The sequence below is a fragment of the Paracoccus sp. N5 genome, from assembly GCF_000371965.1.
Classification (GTDB): domain Bacteria; phylum Pseudomonadota; class Alphaproteobacteria; order Rhodobacterales; family Rhodobacteraceae; genus Paracoccus.
In genome coordinates this window covers 1,128,603-1,143,657 of record NZ_AQUO01000001.1, presented here as the reverse complement: position 1 = coordinate 1,143,657, position 15,055 = coordinate 1,128,603, and the positions used below count along the sequence as shown (strand labels likewise).

The window sequence follows — 15,055 nt, the reverse complement described above, 5'->3', positions numbered from 1 at the left end:
TCGGAGCAGCGCTTGAACAGGATCGAAGCGGCTCGGCAGAGCCGCTTTTTTTCTTGCAACGGAACACCCCTTCTTCTGCCGCCCGCAATATTTGTTGACATACCGGAGCGGGCTGCAATAAATTATTCACATCTGCATGGCACGCAATGTTGATTGCGCCCAAGGGAGGCTGGAGGCCGTGCGGGAAAATTTGTGGAGGAAGGCATGAAAGTCGCTAGACAACTCGGCGTGGCGCTTCTGGCAACGGCGGCATGCGCCGGCGGGGCAGCCGCCCAGGATGAGCCCTCGTATCGGTTCGTGATGGTGTCGCATATCGGATCCAACGACCCCAACATGAACTGGCTGACCGAATCCCTTGCGGAGTTCGGCGAGAGATATCCCAACGTCACCACCGAATACATCTCGACCAACAACTACTCGGTGCAAGAGCATGTCCGCCTGCTGGAGCAGGCGATTGCCACCCGTCCCGACGGGATCGCCGTGCCGATCGTGAGCTCGGACGCTTTCGAAGGGCCGCTGCGCAAGGCCATCGAACAGGGAATCCCGGTCGTCGCCTTCAATATCCCCGACGCCCGCCCGGCGGATCAGCGCATCCCCTATCTGGCCTATGTCGGCGGGGACGAGTTCCTGACCGGGAAAAAGCTGGGCGAGTTCGCCGTGGCCCAGGCCGAGGCCGGCGAGATCCCCAAGCCGACCCGCGTCGTCTGCGCGAACCACGATTCCGCGCATCAGGGCCTGAAGGCGCGTTGCGCGGGCATGAAAGAGGTGATGGAGGCCGCAGGCGCCCAGTTCGAGGAGCTGTTCATCGGCGCCGAGCCCGCGACCGCGCGGAATGCGCTGCAGTCCTATCTTCAGGCGAACCCCGACACCAACTATATCTTCACCGTCGCCGGCTGGTCCTCGCCCTGGGCCTGGGGCGTGGCCAATGACATGGGTCTTAACCCGGATGTCGATGGCGAGGGCATCACCGTGCTGACCGTGGACGAGGGTCCGATCTCGATCGAGGGCGTGCGCGCGGGGCATCTGCTGGCCACCAACAGCCAGGGCTTCTGGCTGCAGGGCTTTGCGCCGATGGAATGGCTCTATTGGAACAAGCGCTTCGGCTATGCGCCGCAGAGCGACATCCTGACCGGCCCCGTCATCATCCACAAGGAAAACGCCGACCAATGGGCCGAGCAGGTCAAGGCGGTCTTCGGCGAAGACGAATACAACAAGCAGAACGTCTGGTAAGCCAAGGCCCCCTCCCAGGGGCAGATCGGTCGGCGAGTCCGGCCGTTCGGCCCCTGCCAACCGGCGCCGTCGCGCCGCTTACAAGCAACGGGATACCCACATGCATAATCTTGCGCGAGGCCAGAGCTTCGGGGCCCTGATCGGCGTTGCCGTCATGCTGGTGGCCTTTACCCTCATCGATTTCTCGGGTTGGTGGACACGCGCCACGCTGGCAAATGTCATCCATTTCACCGCCATCCTGGGTTTTCTGGCCATGGGGCAGGCCCTGGTCATCATGACCAAGGAAATCGACCTGTCGGTCGGCTCGGTCTATGGTCTTTCCGGTGTGGCCTTCATCACGCTGACCCCGGCGCTTGGCGTGCCGGGGGCGATGCTGGCCGCCCTGCTGATCGCGCTGCTGGTCGGCTTTCTGCAAGGCGTCGCGGTGGTCAAGGGGCATCTGCCCTCGATGATCGTGACCCTGGGCGGGCTCTTTACCGCGCGCGGCATCATCTATGTCTGGACCGGCGGCTCGGTCCACAATTTCGCGGCCGAGGCGCGCGCCCATCCCGTGACCCGGCTTTTCGGCGGTGAAATCTTCGGCATCGAGGCGGCGATCTTCTGGCTGGCCGCCATCGGGATCGTGCTGAACCTGCTGCTTTGGGCGACGCCTTTCGGCAATCGCCTGCTGGCCACCGGCGGCAGCGCGGACAGCGCGGAATCGCGCGGCGTGCGGATCGACCGGGTGAAGATCGTGGCCTTCATGCTTTGCGCGCTGCTGGCGGGCTTTGCCGGGGTCGTGACGCTGGCCGACCGGCCGCAGACCCATGTCACCCTGGGCGACCTGATGGAGCTCGAGGCCATCTCGGCGGCGGTGATCGGCGGGTGCCTGCTCAGCGGCGGGCGCGGTTCGCTGACCGGCGCGGTGCTCGGGGCCTTCATCGTGACCAGCTTCCGCTATGAACTGATCGCCCTGGGGGCGCCGTCCTCGTGGTTCATCACCTTTGTCGGCATCGTCCTGATCGTGGCGGTGATCTTCAACCAGAAACTTGCCCGCCATTTCGGGCACAGCGTTTGATGCGGGAGGAGCACCAGATGGCTACCACTACCCCCCTGATCCAGGTCAAGAACCTCGAGCTTTACTTCGGCGCCTTTCACGCGCTGAAGAATGTCTCGGTCGATTTCCATGCCGGCGAACTGGTCGGCCTCGTGGGCGACAACGGTGCCGGCAAGACCACCCTGATCCGCGTCCTTTGTGGCATTCACAAGCCGACCTCCGGCGAAGTCTGGTTCGATGGCAAGCAGGTCACCGAATTCCACCCCAAGCTTGCCATCGACAACGGCATCGAGACCATCCAGCAGTCGGTGGGTCTTTGCGACAACCTGTCCATCGCCCGCAACTTCTACCTCGGGCGCGAACCGGTGAAGAAGGTGATGGGCATCCCGTTCCTCGACCTTGCGAAGATGCGCGAGATGTCCAGCCGCGTGATCCGCGAATTCGGCCTGCGCGACAACGTCTCTGCCGATGACGAGGTGGAACGCCTTTCGGGCGGCGAGCGGCAATCGGTGAAGATCGGCCGAGCGGTCGAGTTCAAGAACCGCGTCGTCATCATGGACGAGCCGACCAACCACCTCTCCGTGCGCGAACGCGAGCATGTCAACGAACTGGCCGTCCAGTTGAAGGAGCAGGGGCTGCTGGTGATCTACATCACCCATGACATCTTCCAGGTCCACAAGCTGGCGGATCGTGTCGTCATCATGGAAAACGGCGAAAAGATCGAGGACGCCTCGACCGACAAGATGAGCGCCGAGGAACTGGAAGAGGTCATCCGCCAGGGCGGTCGCCTGGTCGAGAAGCGGGAGATGGCGTGATGGCCGGAATCGCTGCCTTCAAGCCCCTTGTCCGCCGCCATACCGAGATGGGCATCTTCCTGATCGCGGTGCTGCTGGTGATCTTCTTCGCCACGACGTCGGATGGTCGCTGGGCCAATATCTACAACATTGCCTCGATCCTGCAGGTCACCGCGACCCTGGGACTGATGTCGCTGGGCGTGGCGCTGGTCATCGGCACGGGCGAGATCGACATCTCGGTCGGCTCGACCTTCGGCATGGGGGCGCTGATCTATCTGGCGCTGGTCGCCAGTCTCGGTCCCGTGCTGGCGCTGATCGCCGCTGTCCTGGCGGGCGCGGCCATCGGCGCCTTCAACGGGCTGCTGATCACCCGCACCGGAACGCCGTCGCTGATCATCACCCTGGGCAGCCTGATGATCTTTCGCGGGTTTGCCATCGCGCTGACCGAGGGCTTCTCCTTCTCGGTTCCCTATAGCGCGCGGTCCGGCGTGGCCTATACCGCGCTGGGCGGCGGGGATGTGCTGGGCTTCAATACCGCATTGATCTGGCTGGTCGTGATCCTGGCCGTTTTGATCGTGATCCTGAAGATGACGCCGTTCGGCAATCGCCTGCTGGCTGTCGGCGGTTCGGCGGCCAGTGCCCATTCGCGCGGCATCCGCGTGGACCGGATCAAGCTGTCGGCATTCGTGTTTTGCGGTGTCCTTGCCGCCCTTGCGGGCACGCTGGAGGCGGGCAAGCTGGGCTTCGCCGATGGTTCGATGGGACGGCTGATGGAGTTGCAGGCCATTGCGTCCTGCGTGCTTGGCGGCTGCCTGCTGGCCGGCGGGCGGATTTCGCTGGCCGGCGCATTGGCCGGCGCATTTGTGCTGTCGTCGATCCAGGCCTATCTGGTGGTGATGAGCGTCAAGCCGCAATGGTTCATGTTGCTTCTGGGCATCATCGTCGTCGCCGCCGCCTATGGCGACCGGCGTCTGCGCAAATGGGCGATCTCGCGTTAGTTGCGGATGAATGCAGCGTTCTGGGGCGCGGGAATGAAGCTGCCAACAGGCTTCTTGCTGCGATGGGACCGGTCGCGATCCGCCTCTGGCGCGCCTGCTGCGCGCCGGGGAATTGACGCGGTCTGGGTCCCCGACGAGCCGCACGAGGCGATGCGCGATCTGGTCCGAGCCCGGGAAGGTGCGGCGGAGGATCAACGTCACAAGCGGCAACTCGTGTCTGCCTTCGTGCTGCGCCGCGGGCGAACCTGGCAACGCACCAAACCGTGGACGATGCGGCATCGGCGCTGGCTGCAGAGCCTGACCTTGGATCGTCCCGCCCACCAGATCGCGCTTCAGGAAATGCTGAACAGGCCGCCCTCACGACCTCGTCCGAAGCGATCATGCCGGACACGTTCTGACCAAAGGCCATCAGCCGCCCGGTCAGGTCTTTGACCATCGAGCCCGCCTCGTCGTAATCTTTCCAAAAGCCCGTCCAGCAATTCGTCCTGCTGTTCGGTCTCACTCATGTGCTGCTCGATACGGGCCCCCTCGACCATTCCCATGCGCCGGAGATGCCGGAAAGCCATGGCCCGCGCGCCATGGCTTCACGGTTGCAGATAGCCGTCCACCTGCACCTTCAGCCGGCGAGGATCGACCGGTGTTTCGAACACGAACGCGCCCCGCTGTTCGGATCCCGAGCCGAGATAGCCGAATTCCAGCCGCTTGGTCCCGGCGCCCGGTTCCGCTGCCGTCGCGCTGACCGAGATGTCCGAGGCGGCCTCCTTGCCGGCATTCACCACCTTGATGCCGACGATACTGCCCTGTCCCGCGCGCTCGACCTGTTCGACAGAGATCGACAGCACCGGCCGGCCGCTGGCGGAAAAGATCGCCTGCGTCGCCAGGAACAGCATGATCGCCAGGACGACGACGCCCGAAAGCCCGCCAATGACCCATTCGATCGGGGATTTCTTGTCGCTTGCATTCGAGGTCATCTTGCACCCGTTTCAAAGGATCAGCCGCGCGCCCGCAGCCCCGATCGCGGACGGAAAGGCCAGCACGATCGCCGCCATCACGGCACCGGTCACGGAAAGACCATCCGTACGGGCAAAGATCCACAACAAGTAGAGGCTGGCACTGAAGGCGATCACATAGCCCGGCAGGGTCAGCCGGATGAACGGGCTCCACCATGGCTCCTCCGGCGTGACCTCCGAGCCGCCGGCAAAGCCCACGGCAAAGACGAAACCGTGCATGATCGTAATGGACAGCACGACCAGAAGCAGGCTGTGCCATTCCGTGATCTGATACGAGATGATCATCACATCCTCGGTCGGGGCCACGTTGAAGCCCAGGAAGAGCGCGCCGATCATCATCAGGAAAAGCTCGCCGCCATAGGTCTCCTCGCGCTCCACAGGCGGCTTTTCGGCCGAGACCGAGGAGAACGCGCTTTTCGCCAGAAGCGCGCCGATCGCGGCCGGGATCATCTGGATCGCGATCTTGCCGACGATCTCGCCGGCCGGGGTTTCGTGGTCGATCACGCCGAAGATCGCCAGCAGGATGGCGCAGACCACGCAGGACAGGCCAAGCGCCAGAAAGCTGTCCAGGATATCATCGGCCCAGGCCGAGGTGCTTTCGAAGCCGATATGCCGCGACAGCAAGACGAGCAGCGGAAAGGCCGTCACCAGCAGTGTGAAAAGCCGCAGCCGGTCCAGATAGAAACCCATCACCCACAGTTCGGTGGTCATCAGCATCGGCAGGGCAAAGACCAGCGCCCCGCCCGCCGCCCGCCCCAGGTCGCGCAGTGCCTTGCCAGGGCCGTTCGGCAACTGTGCCCTTCGATGCATCGGTCGGTTCACCTTCGAAGCCCTCTCTCGCCAATGAGTCATAAGCCGCTTGCCGAACTATCCTACCCGGTTGCGGGACAGGCGACAGATTCTTTCGTGCCGTGCCGCGAACATGCAGCAACTGGTTTCGAGCTGGCACCGCGCTTGTCTGCACAATCAATGCCTTGACCGCAGGCCACCACTTTCCACATGCCTCGATGGCTTATGTAAAACGCCAAACGCCCCCGTTCCGGTGCAACCAGGCGCTGGCCTGCCATCTGCCCAGCGGACGGGAACATCCCTTCGCAGACGAGGTTCAGCACAACATCAACGGAGGGCGCATGAATGGAACCGGCATCACAGGCAAACCGGCATCCGGCGGCGCTGGATTGCGTCAGGCTGATCGGACATTCCAAGGCATCGCATCACGAAGGCGCGACATTTCAGGCCATCGGCCAGCGGCTGGCTGCGCATCTGGGCCTGCGCTATGCCGGCCTTTCCGAACGCGCGGCCGGTCCGGGCGACTACCAAGTGCCCCGCGCCGCGCTGGCTGGCAGGGACAGCCGCCCGGCCAGCGGCCGGCATTTCCTGGGTGGCTGGACGGAAAGCCCCCTGCATGCCACCAAGGCCGTCATGCATCCGATCGGCGACGGGGCGGAAGCCGTGCCCGACGACTGGCCCGCCGCGCTGGGGCCTGAGCTGGCGGACCTGGTGCTGCCGGGAGCCACGGTATTTTCCGTCACCGATGCGCTGCGGGCGGGCAAGGCGCTGTGGGATCGTGCGCCGCGCAGCAGCCTGCGCCTGAAGCAGGTCCAGGCCGATGGCGGGCGCGGCCAATGTGTCGTGGACGATCTGGCCCAGCTGCGCGCCGCGCTCGAGCGCTGGGAAGAGGTCGTGGGGCAGGGCCTGGTGATCGAGGAGAACCTGGTCGATGTCCGCACCCTCAGCGTCGGGCAGGTCGAGATCCCGGGCCAGACCATCGCCTATATCGGCGAGCAGGCCATGACCGCCAACAATCGCGGCGAGCCGGCCTATGGCGGCTCCCGCCTGCTGGCCATCCGCGGCGGCTTCGCGGAACTGGCCAATCTCGGCCTTGCGGGCGAATTCGGCCTGGCCATCGCGCGCGCCGCCGCCTTCGACCGGCTGGCCGATCGCCACCTGGGCCTGATCGCATCGCGGCGCAATTACGACGTCGCGCTGGGGCGCGGTGCGGCGGGCGCCCCGCGGGTGGCGGTGCTGGAACAGTCCTGGCGCATCGGCGGCGCGACCCCGGCCGAGATCCTGGCGCTGGAAGCGCTGGCCGCCTCGCCGGATGCGGGCAAGGTCCGGGCCGCGACGGTCGAGCTCTATGGTCCGGGGCGGGAACCTCCGCCCGGGGCCTTCGTTCTGTTTCATGGCGAAGACCCCGAACAGGGGCCGATGCTGAAATATGCGATCCTGGGGAGAGAATGCATTGCCGACCCAATCCGTTGAATTGCCGATCGGGTCTGATGTCCTGTCCGCCAGCCTGATCGCCCCTGCGACCGGCGTGCCCGCGGTGCTGTTCGTCCATGGCTGGGGCGGCAGCCAGGAGCGTGACGCGAAACGCGCCCGCACCCTGGCGCAGCTGGGGTTCATCTGCCTGACCTTCGACCTGCGCGGCCATGGCAAGTCCAGCAACGACCTGCGCCGCGTCACGCGCGAGGACAATCTTGCCGACCTGACGCTGGCCTATGACCGGCTCGTTGCCGTGCCGGGGGTGGACCCGGGTTCCGTCGCGGTGATCGGCAGCAGCTATGGCGGCTATCTGGCCTGCATGCTGACCAGGACGCGCCCCGTGCGCTGGCTGGGCCTGCGCGCGCCGGCGCTTTATCGCGACAAGGGATGGTCGGTCCCCAAGGCCGAACTGAATCGCGAGGATCTTGCCGTCTATCGGCAAACCCTGGTCGAGACCTCGCAAAACAGCGTGCTCCAGCAATGCCGTGCCTTCCGGGGCGACGTGTTCCTGGTGGAATCCGAGTTCGACGACATCGTGCCGCGTCCGGTGCTGTCCAGCTATCTCGCCGCCTTCCTGAACGCGCGGTCGATGACTTATCGCATCCTGGCCGGCGCGGACCATGCCCTGAACGACGCCGACTGCATCCGCGCCTATGACAACCTGCTGCTGAACTGGCTGAAGGAAATGATCTTCGCGGCGCGTTAAGGGCGAGCGGCTGTTCCAAGGCCAGAAGCGCAGACCTTGGCGAGAGCGAGCGGATGAAGTGCCTCCGCCGAGATCGATCCTGCGCTGGGTCGCGCCTTAGCGGGACCTTACCGGGACCATTGCGCACCGCTGTCGGTTCAAGGCGCGAAACGTCCGCCATCTCGGCTTTACAGGAGGACGGTTCTGCCGCCCGAGCCGTTTTCGCGCACGGTGCGGCCTGCGCAAATCTCAAGAGGGATCATCTTTTGAAACAGCGTAGTAGATGGATGCCATGAGCAGACCGACACCGCCGACCTACAGGACCCGGAACTGGCCAGCCTACAGCGAAGCGCCGCGGCTCGCTCGAGCGACATCGACGCGCAGGAAGAGTGGCTCGAACACCGATTCGTGTTGCATGAGCGGGCCGGCCCGCCTGCTATTTTTGCCGGCAAGGCTCGCGCGGGCAATCTTTGCCTCATATCGCCTCGGGCACCATCACCGCATAGGATTCCTGCTGGCCGGGCTTGCTGAACTTCACCATGCCGACGCCGGCGACGTAGGTCTTGCGTGTCATGTCTTCCTTGAGCGCTTGTTCTGGACTATGGATATTAATTCGGCGGGCGTCAGCAGACTGTCTCCGGTCCTCTTCCGAACTGCCAAAGTCATTTCCCCAGCTGGTCCGGTGGTATGGCCACGGTGGGCGTCCTGTCTTGACGGGTGGTCACAGCGTCAGCACCACCTTTCCCAGCGCCTGTCGATCCGCGACCAGACGGAAGGCCGATTTCCAGTCCTCGATCGAGAACTCGCGGCAGACATGCGGGCAAATCCGACCGTCCCGCACGAGCTCCCGCAAGGCCGAGTTGGCCCTTGGCCTCCGGTCGGGAAGCGGCGGAAATATTCGCCCGCCCTGGCCCACCACCGAAAACGCCTTTATGAGCGCCGGGTTGGTCTTGATGCTGGGTGATGCGGTTGCCGGTAAAGCCCACGACCAGCAGCCGGCCGACGAAGGCGACGCAGCGCACGCTTTCGTCCGCAAGTTGCTCGGGCCAGGGATCAACCGTCGTCTCGGGCCTCAGGGCACAGTCGCAGAAGGCGCCGATGCCAACCGCCGTGACTGGATCGCCGGAATTGCGGGCGCGCCAAGCACGGGAGAAAAGGCAATGAACAGAACAGGCACAGAACAGAAACGTGACACCCTAGGGCCAATCATGTCCGCTAAGTCTGTGAAAAATATGGAGGCGGGTACCGGAATCGAACCGGTCTTCACGGATTTGCAATCCGCTGCGTAACCTCTCCGCCAACCCGCCGGAGCCTCGAGTTTGCTAGGGTTTTCGGGGCGCGCGGTCAAGGGGGTATCGCGCGCCGCCTCGCTCTTCAGCCGTGCTCGCCCCAGGGGCCGTGATGCGCGTCGCGGCCGTCCAGCCGGTCGAAACCGTGCGCGCCGAAGAAATCGCGCTGCGCTTGGATCATGTTCGCCGTGCCCCGGCCTGTGCGCATCAGGTCGAACCATGCCAGTCCCGAAGCCAGCGCCGGCAGCGCGTGGCCCGACAGCACGCCCTGCGCCGCCACCGCGCGCAGGCTGGGCATCGCCGCCTCGAGCTTTCCGGCGAAGAAGGGCGCCAGGATCAGGTTGCGCGCGGGATCCTCGGCCAGCGCCGTCGCCATGTCGTTCAGCATGGCCGAGCGGATGATGCAGCCGGCGCGCCAGACCCGGGCGATGCCGGGCAGGTCCAGCTGCCAGCCGAAGGCGCGGCCCGCGGCCTCGATCATGGCGAAACCCTGGGCATAGCACAGGATCTTGCCGGCGATCAGCGCCTGCTCGAGCTGGTCGATCTGCACCGAAAGCGGCTGCGGTGCGGCGCCGAAGCGGGCCTCGCCGGCCTTGCGCTCGGCAAGCCGGGCCGAGACGTTGCGGGCCATTACCGCCGCCTCGATCACCGGGATCGGCGCGGCGAGGTGCTGGGCCTCGATCGCGGTCCAGCGGCCGGTGCCCTTCTGCCCGGCGGCGTCCAGGATCACGTCCAGCATCGGCTGGCCGGTCAGCGGGTCCACGGCCTGGGAAACGGCGGCCGAGATCTCGACCAGATAGGATTTCAGCACGCCTTGGTTCCAGCCGGCGAAGATCCGGCCGGTCTCGGCGGCGGAGAGGCCCAGCCCGTCGCGCATGACGCCATAGACCTCGGCGATCATCTGCATGTCGGCATATTCGATGCCGTTATGCACGGTCTTGACGAAATGGCCGGCGCCGGCCTCGCCCATCCAGGTGGCGCAGGGGGTGCCGTCCTCGGCCCGGGCGGCGATGGCCTGCATGATGGGGGCAACGCGGTCCCAGTCGGCCCGGGCGCCGCCGCCCATGATGGCGGGGCCGTGGCGGGCGCCCTCTTCGCCGCCCGAGACGCCCATGCCCAGGAAGCGCATCGGCAGGCTGGCGCCCGCGCGGCGGTCGGTGTCGTGGAAATTGGCGTTGCCGGCGTCGATCACCAGGTCCTCGGGGTCCAGCAGCGGCGCCAGCGCGGCGATCTGGTCGTCCACCGCCGGGCCGGCCGGCACCATCAGGATGATGGCGCGGGGCGGCTGGATCGCGGCGACCAGCTCGGCCAGGCTTTCGGTCGGGATGATGCGGTTCGCCAGCGCGCCGGCCTCGGCGTGAAAGCGCCGGGTCACCGCGGTGGTGCGGTTCCAGACCGCGATGGGAAAGCCCTTCTCGGCGATGTTCAGCGCCAGCGCCGCCCCCATCGTGCCCAGCCCGATCAACCCGATGCTTGCCTGCGTCATGACCCGTCCTTTCCGTTCCAGCGTTTCCGGCGGACGTTACCGTTAACAGCCGGCGGCTACAATTCCGCCGCGCGATAGATATGGTCGCGACGGAAGGGATAGGCGGAATGCGCGCCGGGCATGTCGGCGCTCGACTGGTCGGGGTCGGGGCGGATCAGCAGGATCTGGTGCAGCGCCACCCAGGCGCGCTCGAAGGCCAGCGCACAGCCGGCCAGATACAGCCGATAGGCGCGCAGCACCTCGGCGGCGCGGGCGGACGGCATGGCGCGGGTCAGCACGGCCTCGGCCTGCGGCAGCCGCGATTCCAGCGCGTCCGACCAGGACCAGAGCGTGCGGGCGTAATGCGGGCGCAGGTTCTCGGTATCGACCATCTCCAGCCCGGCCTGCGACAGGGTGCGCAGCGCCTGGCTGACGTGGATCAGCTCACCGCCGGGAAAGATGTGCTCCTCGATGAAATCGCCCAGGCCGCCGCCGACCGTGGCATCGTCCAGCCCCGAGGCGGTGATGCCGTGGTTCAGCACCAGGCCGCCGGGCCGGACCAGCCGATAGAGCGTGTCGCAATAGATCGCCATATTGGCGCGGCCGACATGCTCGAACATGCCGACCGAGGCCAGCTTGTCGAAGGGCCGTTCAGGGTGCAGGTCGCGATAGTCGCGGATTTCGATGCGGACGCGGTCGGACAGGCCTTCCTCGGCGATCAGGCGCGTCACATGGTCGTGCTGGTTCTGCGACAGGGTGATGCCGGTGGCATCGACGCCGTAATGCCGCGCGGCATGCAGCATCAGCCCGCCCCAGCCGGCGCCGATGTCCAGGAAACGCTCGCCCGGGCGCAGGTCCAGCTTGCGGCAGATCAGATCCAGCTTCGCGACCTGCGCCGCTGCCAGATCCATCTGGGGCGTGGCGAAATAGGCGCAGGAATAGACCCGCAGCGGGTCCAGCCACAGCGCGTAGAAGTCGTTCGAGACATCGTAATGCGCCCGGATCTGTTCGGCGTCGCGGGCGCGGCTGTGGCGCAAGAGCGATTGGCCGCGATAGCGCAGCCTTTGCCACAATCCGGGCGCCAGGGCCTCGCCGCCGGCCGGCACCAGGGCCGCAACCACGCGCATCAGGTCGCGCAGGCTGCCCTCGACGGCGACGCGGCCGCGCACGATGTCGTCGCCCAGCCGGCCAAGCTGGCCCGCCGCGAGATGGCGCAGCGCCGAGATCTGGCGGAAGGCCAGCGTGACCGGCGCCTCGGCCGGGCCCAGCCTTTGCCCCGAGGGCAGGCGCAGCGCCAGCACGCCCTCCAGACCTTGCAGTTTGCTTTCGATGAGTGATTCCAGAGCCGGCATGAGCACCTCACGCTAGGGCTGACCGCGAATCGGTTCCGGTATGGTTGCGCGGCAGCTGGTTCCTGACGGATGTCCCGGGATATGACAGACGGGGCAACAACCCTGCCATACTAGCGCCGATTCGCCCCGGATGGCCAGAGGCCAGCCGCCGCCCGGATGCCGAAAAGCCGAAAGCGGCCCGAAGGCCGCTTTTCGCTGTTCTCGAAGGAAGAATTTTGGAGCGGGCGATGAGATTCGAACTCACGACCCTAACCTTGGCAAGGTTATGCTCTACCCCTGAGCTACGCCCGCACTCCGTATCCCGATGGCGCGTCGCCTTCGGTGAGGCGTCATTTACGGAAGCGCGCCGGGGGGTGCAAGGGGGAAAATCGCGAGATTTCGAAAAATTCGCACCGCCGCCATGGCGCCATGCGGGCTTGACCCGGGCGGCGTCCTGGCGAAGCTTCGCCCAGGCCAGGGGCAGGCCGGCACGCCCCGCGAAGGAAGATCGATGAAACCCTCCGACCAGCTTTCCGAATTCGTGCGCGAGGCCCTGGCCCAGGGCGGCGAGCCCGCGCAGATCGCGCAGGCGCTGACCCATGCCGGCTGGTCGGCGCCCGAGATCGACGAGGCGCTGCACGGCTGGGAGGTGTCGTCCGGCCTGCCGCCGGTGCCGCGTCCGCGCCCCTATGCCTCGGCGCAGGAGGCGCTGCTCTATGGGCTGCTGTTCCTGTCGCTCGGCATGGTGGCCTGGCATGTCTGCGACCTGGGCATGGGGCTGATCGACCGGCTGATCGCCGACCCGGCCGAGGGCTGGACCTATGGCGGCAGCAGTTCGGCGCGCTGGTCCATCGCCTCGCTGATCGGATTCGCGCCGCTGTTCCTGTTCCTGAACCGCAAGGTGGCGCGGATGAGCATGGGCGACGCCGGGCGCCGGCGGTCGCTGGTGCGCAAGTGGTTCGCCTCGATGACGCTGCTGGTCGCCTCGCTGGTGTTCCTGGGCGACGGGATCTATGCCGTCTATGCCTTCCTGAACGGCGAGCTGACAGCGCGATTTGCCGCCAAGGCGGTGCTGGTGGCCGGCGTGGCGGCGCTGGTCTTTGCCTATTACCGGGACGAGCTGAATGACTAGCCGCGGCTGGCCCGCCATCCTGATCGCCGGGCTGGCCGTGCTGGCCATCGGCGCCGGGCTGGTCCTGACCGGCGGCCCCGGCCAGGCCCGGCAGGAGCGCCGCGACCAGAGCCGCGAAAGCGACCTGTCGCGCCTGGCCGTGCTGGTGCGCTGCCTGGCCGAAGCCGGCGGCCGGCGCCTGCCGGACCGGCTGGAGAGCACGCCCGATTGCAACTGGCAGGTCCAGCTGAACGATCGCTTTACCGGCAAGCCCTATCGCTACGAGGTGATCGGGCCGCGCCGCTATCGGCTTTGCGCCGATTTCGAACTGCCCGAGAATCGGCCGCCCGACCTGCGCGACCGCGACGACGCCGGCTGCGTCAGCCGCGACTATGTGCCCGGCCCGGCCGCGACACCGGGCGGCGATGCGGGCATCCTTTACCGGCCCTGAGCCTGCCCCGGCAGGGACGAGAGCGGCTGCGACAGGCGCTCGGGCGCCAGCGCCCCGGCCAGAAAGCGCGGCAGGCCGGCCGCCAGGCGGGCGAAGTCCTTGGCGCCGGTCAGGGCGGGATCGGCCTCGATCAGCAGTTCCAACCCCTGCGCCTCGCCATCGCCGCGGATGGTGATGTTGAAGCCGTCGCCCGGGCCGTTCGACAGGACGTGCCGCTGGGCCGTGCAGCCGGCAAAGCGCGCCTCGTCAAAGGGCAGCACGTTGATCAGCGGCGAAAAGAAGAACCGGCTGCGCGGCGCGATGCCCTGGTCGGCGGCGATCTGCTCGATGCGATAGCGGCCGTGCCGGCGCAGCTTGCGCAGCCGCGCGCCCAGCCGCACCAGCGCCTCGCCCAGCGGCTCCGAGGGCGACAGCGCCACGTCCAGCGGCAGGATGTTCACCACCAGCGCCGGGACCGAAACCGCGACGCTGCCCATCCGGCTCATGTAGGGCAGCCAGACCGGCATGGCGATCTGCCCGCCGCTCTCGTGCCGCGCGGCCGAGCCGTCGCGCAGGTTCAGGGCCGCCCAGATCGCGCAGAGCACGGTCAGCAGGTCGGGCCAGCCCATGCCCGCCGCCTGCGCCTGCCGCATCAGCGCCGGGCGCAGAGCTGCCAGGTCATGCGCCGCCTCCAGCGCCGCCTCGGCATAGTTCTCGCAGCCCTTGCCCAGCACCGGCGCGCGCGGCTTGGCCGACAGCACCTCGGCCCAGTGCCGGCCGTCGGCGGCATGGCGGGCGCTGGCGCGATAGTCGATCTCTTCCGCCAGATAGGCGGCCAGCGGGCGCAGGCCGGGGCCGGGCTCGCCGTCCCCCGATGCCGCGCCGTAAAGCCGGGCGCAACGCTGCTCGATCAGGCCCATGGCATAGCCGTCCAGCGCGATGTGATGGCCGCGGTTGAACCACAGGCAATGCCCCTCGGCCAGACGCACCAGCCATTGCGCCGAAAGCGGCTGCGACAGCAGGTCCAGCGGGGCATCGACATCGGCCTGCATCATCGCGAAGGCCCGCGCCCGGCCGTCGGGCAGGCCCGACAGGTCGATCTGGCGCAGCACCGGCCGCCGGCCGGGCTCGACCCGCTGCACCGGCTGGCCGTCCGGGTCCAGCGCAAAGCGCAGCGCCATGATGTCGGTCTCGGCGATGGTGGCCTCGATGGCGCGGGTCAGCGCCGCCATGTCGGCCACGCCGCGCAGTTCGAGAGCATGGGCGACGGTGGAAACCGATTCTCCGGGGTGGAAACGGAACTCTTCCCAGAAATCCAGCTGCGCCAGTGTCAGGGGCATCCACAGCCCTTGCGCATCGTAATTCGTCATGAAAATCCTGTGCTTAGGCCAGGTGGCAGTCTTTCCGAACG

At 66.8% G+C, this 15,055-nt stretch carries 15 protein-coding genes, 2 tRNA genes and 1 pseudogene; 9 read left to right on the top strand and 9 right to left on the bottom strand.

The features are described from left to right. The first annotated feature begins 204 nt into the window (after positions 1-204). The 5 genes and pseudogenes from PARN5_RS0105780 to PARN5_RS24800 all read left to right on the top strand — a co-directional run. Positions 205-1,230 carry a sugar ABC transporter substrate-binding protein gene (locus tag PARN5_RS0105780; protein ID WP_026155193.1) on the top strand — a complete coding sequence of 342 codons (1,026 nt, stop codon included), beginning with the start codon at positions 205-207 and terminating at the stop codon, positions 1,228-1,230. A gap of 100 nt (positions 1,231-1,330) precedes the next feature. Continuing rightward, a complete protein-coding gene (locus PARN5_RS0105775) occupies positions 1,331-2,287 on the top strand; it encodes an ABC transporter permease (protein ID WP_017998826.1) in 957 nt (318 codons plus the stop codon). 17 nt (positions 2,288-2,304) lie between these two features. Beyond that, positions 2,305-3,081 carry an ATP-binding cassette domain-containing protein gene (locus PARN5_RS0105770; RefSeq protein ID WP_017998825.1) on the top strand — a complete coding sequence of 259 codons (777 nt, stop codon included), beginning with the start codon at positions 2,305-2,307 and terminating at the stop codon, positions 3,079-3,081. Beyond that, positions 3,081-4,058, top strand: a complete 978-nt coding sequence (locus PARN5_RS0105765) for an ABC transporter permease (RefSeq protein WP_017998824.1) — start codon at positions 3,081-3,083, stop codon at positions 4,056-4,058. Before PARN5_RS0105770 ends, PARN5_RS0105765 begins: the two co-directional genes overlap by 1 nt. A 102-nt stretch (positions 4,059-4,160) precedes the next feature. Next, positions 4,161-4,403 (top strand): annotated as a pseudogene (locus PARN5_RS24800) (IS110 family transposase); the annotation flags it as partial. On the opposite strand, the gene PARN5_RS24510 reads toward PARN5_RS24800, so the two are convergent. From PARN5_RS24510 to PARN5_RS0105755, 3 genes are all read right to left on the bottom strand, one after another. Further along, entirely contained in the window at positions 4,391-4,564 is a 174-nt protein-coding gene (locus tag PARN5_RS24510; protein WP_198289569.1) for a hypothetical protein, read from the bottom strand. The pseudogene PARN5_RS24800 and the gene PARN5_RS24510 overlap by 13 nt on opposite strands. Before the next feature lie 78 nt (positions 4,565-4,642). After that, entirely contained in the window at positions 4,643-5,029 is a 387-nt protein-coding gene (locus PARN5_RS0105760; protein ID WP_017998823.1) for a hypothetical protein, read from the bottom strand. A gap of 12 nt (positions 5,030-5,041) precedes the next feature. Continuing rightward, entirely contained in the window at positions 5,042-5,860 is an 819-nt protein-coding gene (locus tag PARN5_RS0105755) for a TIGR02587 family membrane protein (protein ID WP_017998822.1), read from the bottom strand. 342 nt (positions 5,861-6,202) lie between these two features. Between PARN5_RS0105755 and PARN5_RS21680 the strand changes: the two genes are divergently transcribed. Next, positions 6,203-7,330, top strand: a complete 1,128-nt coding sequence (locus tag PARN5_RS21680; RefSeq protein ID WP_017998821.1) for a DUF3182 family protein — start codon at positions 6,203-6,205, stop codon at positions 7,328-7,330. Next, positions 7,311-8,039 (top strand): alpha/beta fold hydrolase, encoded by a 729-nt coding sequence (locus PARN5_RS0105745; protein ID WP_198289568.1) that lies wholly within the window; start codon positions 7,311-7,313, stop codon positions 8,037-8,039. Before PARN5_RS21680 ends, PARN5_RS0105745 begins: the two co-directional genes overlap by 20 nt. Positions 8,040-8,739: 700 nt before the next feature. On the opposite strand, the gene PARN5_RS24075 is transcribed toward PARN5_RS0105745, so the two are convergent. The 5 genes from PARN5_RS24075 to PARN5_RS0105715 form a co-directional block, all read right to left on the bottom strand. Then, a complete protein-coding gene (locus PARN5_RS24075) occupies positions 8,740-8,871 on the bottom strand; it encodes a zinc-binding dehydrogenase (protein WP_017998818.1) in 132 nt (43 codons plus the stop codon). Positions 8,872-9,251: 380 nt separating this feature from the next. Continuing rightward, a tRNA-Cys gene (locus tag PARN5_RS0105730) sits at positions 9,252-9,325 on the bottom strand. Between the two features lie 67 nt (positions 9,326-9,392). Further along, positions 9,393-10,793, bottom strand: a complete 1,401-nt coding sequence (gene gndA, locus PARN5_RS0105725; RefSeq protein WP_017998817.1) for an NADP-dependent phosphogluconate dehydrogenase — start codon at positions 10,791-10,793, stop codon at positions 9,393-9,395. Positions 10,794-10,849: 56 nt separating this feature from the next. Next, the gene (locus PARN5_RS0105720) at positions 10,850-12,124 is read right to left on the bottom strand and encodes a class I SAM-dependent methyltransferase (RefSeq protein ID WP_017998816.1); all 1,275 of its coding nucleotides are present in this window, start codon (positions 12,122-12,124) and stop codon (positions 10,850-10,852) included. Positions 12,125-12,340: 216 nt separating this feature from the next. Next, positions 12,341-12,415 (bottom strand) — tRNA-Gly (locus tag PARN5_RS0105715). Positions 12,416-12,614: 199 nt separating this feature from the next. Here PARN5_RS0105715 and PARN5_RS0105710 point away from each other — a divergent pair. Together PARN5_RS0105710 and PARN5_RS0105705 are read left to right on the top strand one after the other, a co-directional pair. Beyond that, positions 12,615-13,235 (top strand): DUF5671 domain-containing protein, encoded by a 621-nt coding sequence (locus tag PARN5_RS0105710; protein WP_017998815.1) that lies wholly within the window; start codon positions 12,615-12,617, stop codon positions 13,233-13,235. Then, a complete protein-coding gene (locus PARN5_RS0105705; protein WP_017998814.1) occupies positions 13,228-13,665 on the top strand; it encodes a hypothetical protein in 438 nt (145 codons plus the stop codon). Before PARN5_RS0105710 ends, PARN5_RS0105705 begins: the two co-directional genes overlap by 8 nt. Here PARN5_RS0105705 and PARN5_RS0105700 read toward each other — a convergent pair. Then, on the bottom strand, positions 13,653-15,014 hold the full coding sequence (locus PARN5_RS0105700; protein ID WP_017998813.1) for a condensation domain-containing protein: 1,362 nt from the start codon (positions 15,012-15,014) through the stop codon (positions 13,653-13,655). The genes PARN5_RS0105705 and PARN5_RS0105700 overlap by 13 nt on opposite strands. Positions 15,015-15,055 lie beyond the last annotated feature (41 nt).